General features: G+C 72.1%; 7 protein-coding genes. All 7 read right to left on the reverse strand.

Features of this window, described 5'->3' with window-relative positions; genetic code table 11:
• Positions 1-712, reverse strand: a 712-nt coding sequence (locus RIF93_RS16875; protein ID WP_309092615.1) for an NAD-dependent epimerase/dehydratase family protein, incomplete at its 3' end; no start/stop codon positions are given.
• Positions 709-1,797: a glycosyltransferase gene (locus RIF93_RS16880; protein ID WP_309092616.1), complete on the reverse strand. Its 1,089-nt coding sequence runs from the start codon at positions 1,795-1,797 to the stop codon at positions 709-711. The genes RIF93_RS16875 and RIF93_RS16880, both read right to left, overlap by 4 nt.
• Positions 1,794-2,888, reverse strand: coding sequence for a glycosyltransferase (locus RIF93_RS16885; protein ID WP_309092617.1), 1,095 nt, complete (start codon positions 2,886-2,888; stop codon positions 1,794-1,796). Before RIF93_RS16885 ends, RIF93_RS16880 begins: the two co-directional genes overlap by 4 nt.
• Positions 2,885-3,994 (reverse strand): glycosyltransferase, encoded by a 1,110-nt coding sequence (locus RIF93_RS16890; RefSeq protein ID WP_309092618.1) that lies wholly within the window; start codon positions 3,992-3,994, stop codon positions 2,885-2,887. Before RIF93_RS16890 ends, RIF93_RS16885 begins: the two co-directional genes overlap by 4 nt.
• Positions 3,991-5,091: a glycosyltransferase family 4 protein gene (locus tag RIF93_RS16895; RefSeq protein ID WP_309092619.1), complete on the reverse strand. Its 1,101-nt coding sequence runs from the start codon at positions 5,089-5,091 to the stop codon at positions 3,991-3,993. Before RIF93_RS16895 ends, RIF93_RS16890 begins: the two co-directional genes overlap by 4 nt.
• Complete coding sequence (locus RIF93_RS16900; RefSeq protein ID WP_309092620.1) at positions 5,091-6,137, reverse strand: NAD-dependent epimerase/dehydratase family protein; 1,047 nt, start codon at positions 6,135-6,137, stop codon at positions 5,091-5,093. The genes RIF93_RS16895 and RIF93_RS16900 overlap by 1 nt, the downstream gene beginning before the upstream one ends.
• The coding region (locus RIF93_RS16905) for an SDR family NAD(P)-dependent oxidoreductase (protein WP_309092621.1) at positions 6,134-7,278 on the reverse strand (1,145 nt) is incomplete at its 5' end. The genes RIF93_RS16900 and RIF93_RS16905, both read right to left, overlap by 4 nt.

Here is a 7,278-nt window from a genome sequence, read left to right on the forward strand (position 1 = left end):
ATTCCATCAGCCGAACCAGGCCGTCGATCTCGTCGTCGACGTAGCAGAACGAGCGCGTCTGCGAGCCGTCGCCGAAGACGGTGATGTCCTCGCCGGCCAGCGCCTGGCTGACCACGTTCGACACCACCCGCCCGTCGCTGGCGTCCAGCCTCGGGCCATAGGTGTTGAAGATCCGCACGACGCGGACCTCGGCCTTGCCCAGCCGGTCATAGTCGAAGCACAGCGTCTCGGCCGCCCGCTTGCCCTCGTCGTAGCAGGCCCGCGGGCCCGTGCAGTTGACGTTGCCCCAGTAGGTCTCGGACTGCGGGTGCCGGTCGGGATCGCCGTACACCTCGCTCGTCGAGGCCTGCAGGAACCGCGCGCCGTTGCTCTCGGCCAGCTTCAGCAACCGCTGGGTCCCCACGACGCTGGTCATCAGCGTGTGCTCGGGGTCGGCTTGGTACAGCGGCGGCGAGGCCGCGCACGCCAGGTTGTAGATCCGGTCGAACTGCATCCGGCCCAACCGCGTCGGCAAGGGATCGACCACGTCCGCCTCGACGAGGTCGAAATCCGCGCGACCCTCCAGCTTCGCCAGGTTCTCCCGGCGGCCGGTCTGGAAGTTGTCGAGGCAGACGACATGGGCGCCATCGGCGACCAGCCGTTCGCACAGGTGCGATCCGAGGAAGCCGGCGCCCCCCGCCACCAGGATCGTCTTCTGGCGTCCGTTCTTCATGCGTAAGCCCCTTGAGCAGGTTCCTTGGCGGCCGCCGCCGCTTCGAGGTGCGTTTCCAGTTCCGCGGCCCGGTGGGCCGCCGTGTGTCCGTCGAGGATGCGCCGCCGGGCGGCCGCGGCCTGGGCGTCGCGCTCGGCCTCATCCATGTTCAGCGCCGCCAGCACCTGGTCGGCGCTCTCCGCCAGCACGATCTCGCGCCCGGGCTCGAACAGCGTCTCCAGGCCTTCCCATACGTCCGAGATGATCGGGGCTCCGCAGGCGCCGGCCTCGAACAGCCGCACGCTCGGGCTCCAGCCCGCCGCGATCATGTCCGCGCGGGTGACGTTCAGCGTGAAGCGGCTCGCCGCATAGAACGCCGGGTGGTCCGCGGGGCCGACGTGCTCCAGTCGCTCGACGTTCGCGGGCCAGTCGATGTCCGCCGGATACTGCGGCCCGGCCACGCAGAACTTCAGATGCGGCGCGCGCCTGGCCGGCTCGATCAGCAGCCGTTCCAGCGTGGGTTGCCGGTCGGGGCTGTAGGTGCCGAGGTAGCTCAGGTCCCAGCGGCGCTCGACCTGGAGCGGCCGGTACGCCTCGTCGTCCACCGAGCAATACAGCGCCCGAGCCGCCGGCGACCCATAGCGTCGCTCCAGCTCGGTCAGCGTCGGCCCGCCGGTGAACGACAGATAGACATCGTAGCCGGGGATCAGCTCGGGCGTCAGATACTCATGGTCGCCGCCCGCGAGCTTGGCCAGCGTCACCGGGGTGTCGATGTCGTAGAAGCCGCAGACGCCCTTGGCCGTGGCTTGGGCCCAGCGGCCCACCTCGACGCCCTCCGGCACGTACGAGCCCACGATTACCGCGTCGGCCCGTTCCACGGCCCCCCGCCAGTGCGTCTTCAGTTCGTCCAGGTCGCGGTAGAGCGCCAGCTGGCAGAAGCCCGGCTCCGCCAGGTCGCGGTGCGCCGCGTACCAGGGCACGTCGCGCTCCAGGAAGGTGATCTCGTGCCCGCGCGCGGCGAACGCCCGCAGCAGCGCGCGATAGGTCGTCGCGTGGCCGTTCCCCCACGACGACGACAGCGAAAGGCCGAGGACGACCAGCTTCACGCCAGGCTCCTTTCGCGCTTGGCGGCCAGCTCCTGGCGCAGCAAGGCGTCCACCTCCACGGCGCGGCGCGCATAGGTGTGTTCGGCCAGGATCCGCTGGCGGCCCGCCTCGCCGATGGCGCGGGCCTTCTCCGGCGTCAGCGCCTCGAGGTGCTCGGCGACCTCCTGCCCGTCGCGGGCGACCAGCACCTCCTCGCCGGGCGTCAGAAACAGCTCCACGCCCTCCCACGCGTCGGTGATCAGGCAGGCGCCGGCGCCGGCCGCCTCGAACACCCGCGTCGCCGGCGAGAAGCCCACATCGGCCATCGAGTCCCGGGCGACGTTCAGCACCGCCAGGCCCGAGCAGTTGAAGGCGTTGTGGTCGTTGGTGCCCACGTGCCCCAGCCGCCGCACGTTGGCCGGCATGGCCTTGTCGTCCCAGCCGTTGCCGCCCAGCACGAACCGCCGCTGCGGCAGCCGCGCCGCCGCCTCCAGGAAGAACCGCTCCACGCGGGCCTCTCGGTCGGGCAGCCGGTTGGCCAGGAAGTTCAGGTCGCCCTCGAACCTCGGGTCGGCCGGCGCCGGATGATGGGTGGTGGGGTCCAGCGCGTTGTAGATCGGCCGGCAGGTCCTCGCGCCGAAGCCCTCGTAGGCCCGAACCACCGGCGGCCCGCCGCCATAGGTCAGCACCATGTCCAGCTTCGGCAGCAGCCGGTGCAGCACGGCCTCGCCACCGTCCCGTAGCGCCGCCAGCGTCGCCGGCGCGTCCACGTCCCAGAACAGCTTCACCGCCTGCGGCCGAGCCAGCGCGACGACGCCGTCCAGCAGCTCGTCGTCGAAGACGCCGACGCCGCTCGCCTTGACCACCACGTCGGCGCCCGGGGCCTCGGCCAGCACCGACTGCAGCCCGGCCTCGGTCGCCGGATAGACCACGACCCTCGCCCACTCGGGCGGGTCGATGTCGCGGTGCTGCTGCCGGTCGAAGGCGTCGGGCTCGTAGAACGTGACCTGCCAGCCGCGCTGCGCCAGCTCCCGCAGCATGCCGCGATAGTAGGTCGCCGCGCCGTTCCAGTAGGCCGAGAGCAGGCTCGATCCGTAGAAGGCGATCTTCATTCGGCGGGCTCCAGTTCGGGCGCGGCCAGCCGGCGCACGACGGCCATCAGCTCGTCGGCCCGGTGGGCGCAGGTGTGTCTGTTCAGGATGGTCTCCAGGCCCGAGCGGACGAGCTCGGCGCGCAGGTCCGCATCGGCCGCCAGCGCCCGCAGATGCCGCTCCATCTCGGCTCCGTCGCGCGCGGTCAGGAAGTCCCGCCCCGGCCGGAACAGGTTCTCGCTGTCGGACCACGGCGCCGAGACCAGCGGGATGCCACAGGCCAGCGCCTCGAACACCCGGATCGTCGGGATGCCGGGCAGCACGCGGGTGTAGAACCGCCGCGGCACGTGCACGGTCGCCAGGCGCCGGGCGAAGACCTCCGGCGCCCGCGCGTTCGGCAACCAGCCGCGGTAGCTCGCGCCATAGCGCTTGATGGTCGCCTTGGCGCTGTCGGGGTAGCGCACGCCGTAAATGTCCAGCGGCAGGCCCGCGGCCTTGGCCGGCGCGAACAGGAAGCTCTCCAGCTCCGCCGTGCGCTCGCCGTCGCCCCAGTTGCCGATCCAGACGAGCCCCTCGCGGGGGCCCTCCTCCGCCGGCGGGCGGAACAACGCCACGTCGGCCGCCTCGTGCCAGACGAAGACCCGCTCGCCCCAGCCCCAGCGCCGGTAGACCTCGGCCAGCGTCTCGCCGAACGCCAGGACGCCGTCGTAGGCGGAAAGGTCGAAGGCCCGGATCGCGTCCGGCTCGCTCACCGCGCGATGGTGGGTGTCGTGGAACAGCAGGGTGAACCGCCCGCCGCAGGCCCGCGCCTTGCCGATCTGCGCCACCAGCTTCGGATCGTTCCACTCGTGGACGATCACCAGGTCGGCGCCGTCCAGCATGGCGTCCAGGTCCGGCTTGGCCCCGAACGTCTGGGAACTCAGCTCCGGATACGCCGCGCGATAGGCGGCAAGCCCCTCCGGCCCATGGTCGGCCAGCAGGTTCTGCAGGCTCCAGGCGTCCTTGGGCTCGAACACCGCCACGTCGTGGCCGCGCCGCACCAGTTCGCGCAGCACGCCGCGCAGGAAGTGGGCGTTGCCGTGGTTCCAGCACGAGCTTAGGGAATGGGTGAAGTAGACGACCCTCATGCCGCCGCCTCGCGCCGCGGCTGCAGGTTCGCGCTGGGCGTCAGCCGGCGATAGACGTCCAGCATCCCCGACGTCATGGCCTCCACCGAATAGAGCGTCGCCCGCGTCCGCGCCTTGCGCCCAAGCGCCGCCCGCAGCGAGACGTCCCCCAGCAGCCGGTCGATGGCCTCGGCGAAACCGGCGGGATCGCGTGGATCGACCAGGATCGCCGCCCCGTCCCACAGCTCGCGGAAGGTCGGGATGTCGGACAGCACCAGCGCGCAGCCCGCCTGCGCCGCCTCCAGCACGCCCAGGCCGAACGGCTCATAGAGGGCGGAAGACGCGAAGATCGGCGCGCGCGCCAGCCAGTCGGTCACCTCGGCCGCGCCCAGCCGGCCCAGCGGCCGCGCCTGCTCCAGCGACACCGCCGCGCCGTTGGGTCCCGAAAGCGGCCCCGCGGCGTACAGCGGCGCCGAGATCCGCCCCGCCGCCCGGTCCAGCACGGCGACGTTCTTGCCCTCGTCCCACAGCCGGCCCGAGGTGAAGACCATTGCCTCCCGCTCGATGCGCGGCGCCGCCGCCGGCGCACGTCCGTTCCAGACCACGTGCGGGACCAGCAGGTCGTAGGTCCGCGCCGTCTCCTCGGCGAACGCCCGGCTCGGCGCCACCAGGGCGTCGCAGGCGTGCAGCCCCTGCCACAACGCCTGGGTCCGCCAGCGGAAGTCCTCGGGCATCGGCCCGTCCTTCACCGCGCTCCACCAGGTGGCCAGGCACGAATGGCAGGCGCCCACCACCGGCGCCGAGAACCCGCCCAGGGCCGCGAAGGCCGGGCTGTTCAGGTGGATCAGGTCGGCGCGCACGCCGCGCGCCAGGCCCCGGATCGCGGCCGCCACCTCCAGGATCTCGGCCGGCTCCTCGGCCGTCCAGTCCAGCGGCAGGCCGGTCTCGATCACCTCCAGGCCGGGGATCGCCTCGGCCGCCCGGGTCTGGTCGCGCGAGGGCGCGGGCCCCAGCACGGCCAGGGTCGTGCGCACGCCCGCCTGGGCGAGGCCGCCCGCCAGGTCCAGCGCATAGGTCCACACGCCGCCGACGGCGTCAGCGGTCATGAGGACCCGCATCAGACGGCCTCCGCCGGCTGGCGGCTGGCTCCGCTGCGCCCGCGCTCGGCCGCCAGCCATTCGGCCAGCGCCGCCACGCCCGAGTGCCAGTCCCGCGCCTCGTCCAGGCCAAGCTCCCGGCGCGCGGCCGAGGGGTCCGAGACGTAGTAGCGCTGGTCGCCGGCGCGCCAGTCGGCGAAGCTCACCTCGACCTTCCGGCCCGTGACCTCCTCGATGTAGCCGATCAGCTGCAGCAGGCTGACGGCGTTCGCCGGCCCGCCGCCCAGGTTGAAGGCCCGGCCCGACACTTGGTCGATGCGCCGCCAAGCGGAGACATAGGCTTGGACCGCGTCGCCCACGTCCAGGATGTCCCGCACCTGCCGGCCGTCGCCGTAGATGACGATCGGCTGGCCTTCGAGCGCCCGGATCAGGAAGTGCGCGACCCACCCCTGATCCTCGGTGCCCATCTGCCTGGGCCCATAGATGCAGCTCATCCGCAGCACGCAGGTCGGCAGGCCGTAGCTGCGGGCGTAGTCCAGCACATACTGGTCGGCCGCGCCCTTCGAGCAGCCGTACGGCGTGTGGAAGTCCAGCGGCCGGCTCTCGGAAACGCCGCGCACCCGCAGGCCCGCCTCCTGGGGCCGGTAAGCCTCGCCGGCCAGCTCCAGCGGCACGTCGGCCAGGTCGCCATAGACCTTGTTGGTGCTGGCGAAGATCACCGGAGTCGAGCGCCGGCGGGCGACCTCCAGCACGTTCAGCGCGCCGCGCACATTGATCTCGAAGTCGTCGACGGGATCGACCAGGCTGGTCGTCACCGCCACCTGCGCGGCCAGGTGGAAGATCACGTCGGCCTTGCGCCCGGCCTCGGCCAGGGCGCGCTCGTCGCGCACGTCGGCGCGCATGTCGATGATGCGGGCGCCGTGGCGCCCCTGCAGCCAGGCGAGGTTCCGCTCCACCCCGGGCCGCGCCACCGCGTCGAAGACCACGACCTCGTGCCCCTCGCCCGCCAGCCGGTCGGCCAGGTTCGAGCCGATGAAGCCCGCCCCGCCGGTGATCAGCGCCCTCATGCCACCAGCCCGCGCATTTCGAGCTCGCGGCGAGCTTCGACCACGCGGTCCTCCGCCTCCTGGCGCGCGACCCACTCGGCGAGTTCGGCCAGGCCCTCGCCGAAGTCCTCCTGCGCCTCGTAGCCCAGCACGGTCCGGGCCTTGGTCAGGTCCGGGATGCAGTGGCGGATGTCGCCCGCCCGCGCCTTGCCGGCGATCTCGGGCTTGAGGTCGGGCCGACCCATGGCCTCGGCCTGCAGCAGCGCCACCTCCTCGACCGTGCGGTCGACGCCCGAACCGATGTTGAACACCTCGCCGTCCGCCTCGGCGCGATCCAGCGCCAGCAGGAAGGCGCGGGCCACGTCGCGGACATGAACGAAGTCCCGCCGCTGCTGCCCGTCCTCGAACACCATCGGCGACTGGCCGTTGGCAATCCGCGAGGCGAAGATGGCGAGCACGCCGGTGTAGGGGTTGGATAGCGCCTGGCCCGGGCCATAGGCGTTCCACAGGCGCAGCGCCGAGCCCGCCATGCCGTACTGGCGGGTGAGCGTCAGCGTCAGCCGCTCCTGCACGAACTTGCCGATCGCATAGACCGACTTCAGGCCGTTGGCCTTGGTCTCGGGCGTGTGGACCGGGACCATCGGCCGGCCCTGCTCGTCCAGCGGGTCCCACGATCCGTCGGGGTTGCGGCCCCCGCGGATCACGTCCTCCTTCAGCACGCCGTCGACGGTGCGGTAGAGCCCTTCGCCGTAGATCGACATGGACGAGGCCACGACGACCCGCTCCACCGGGTTGTCGATCAGCTGCTGGAACAGCACCGCCGTGCCGTAGTCGTTGACCGAGGTGTAGCGGTCGACCGCATACATGCTCTGGCCGACGCCGACCTCGGCGGCCAGGTGGATCACCTGGTCCACGCCCGACAGCGCCTTCAGCACGGCGGCCTCGTCCCGCACGTCGCCGATGATCAGCTCGGCGTCGGCAGCCAGTTCAGTCGGTCGGGTGCGGGTCGGATGGACCTGCTCGATAAGGCTGTCCAGGATGCGGACGCGATCGCCGCGGGCCAGCAGGGCGTCGGTGACGTGGCGGCCGATGAAGCCGGCGCCGCCGGTGATGAGGACGGTCTTCGCCATCGCCTTAGCCCCCCACCCGACCGACTGAACTG

Origin of the sequence: Phenylobacterium sp., from assembly GCF_031181185.1 — a bacterium.
In the GTDB taxonomy this organism is placed as follows: Bacteria; Pseudomonadota; Alphaproteobacteria; order Caulobacterales; family Caulobacteraceae; genus Phenylobacterium.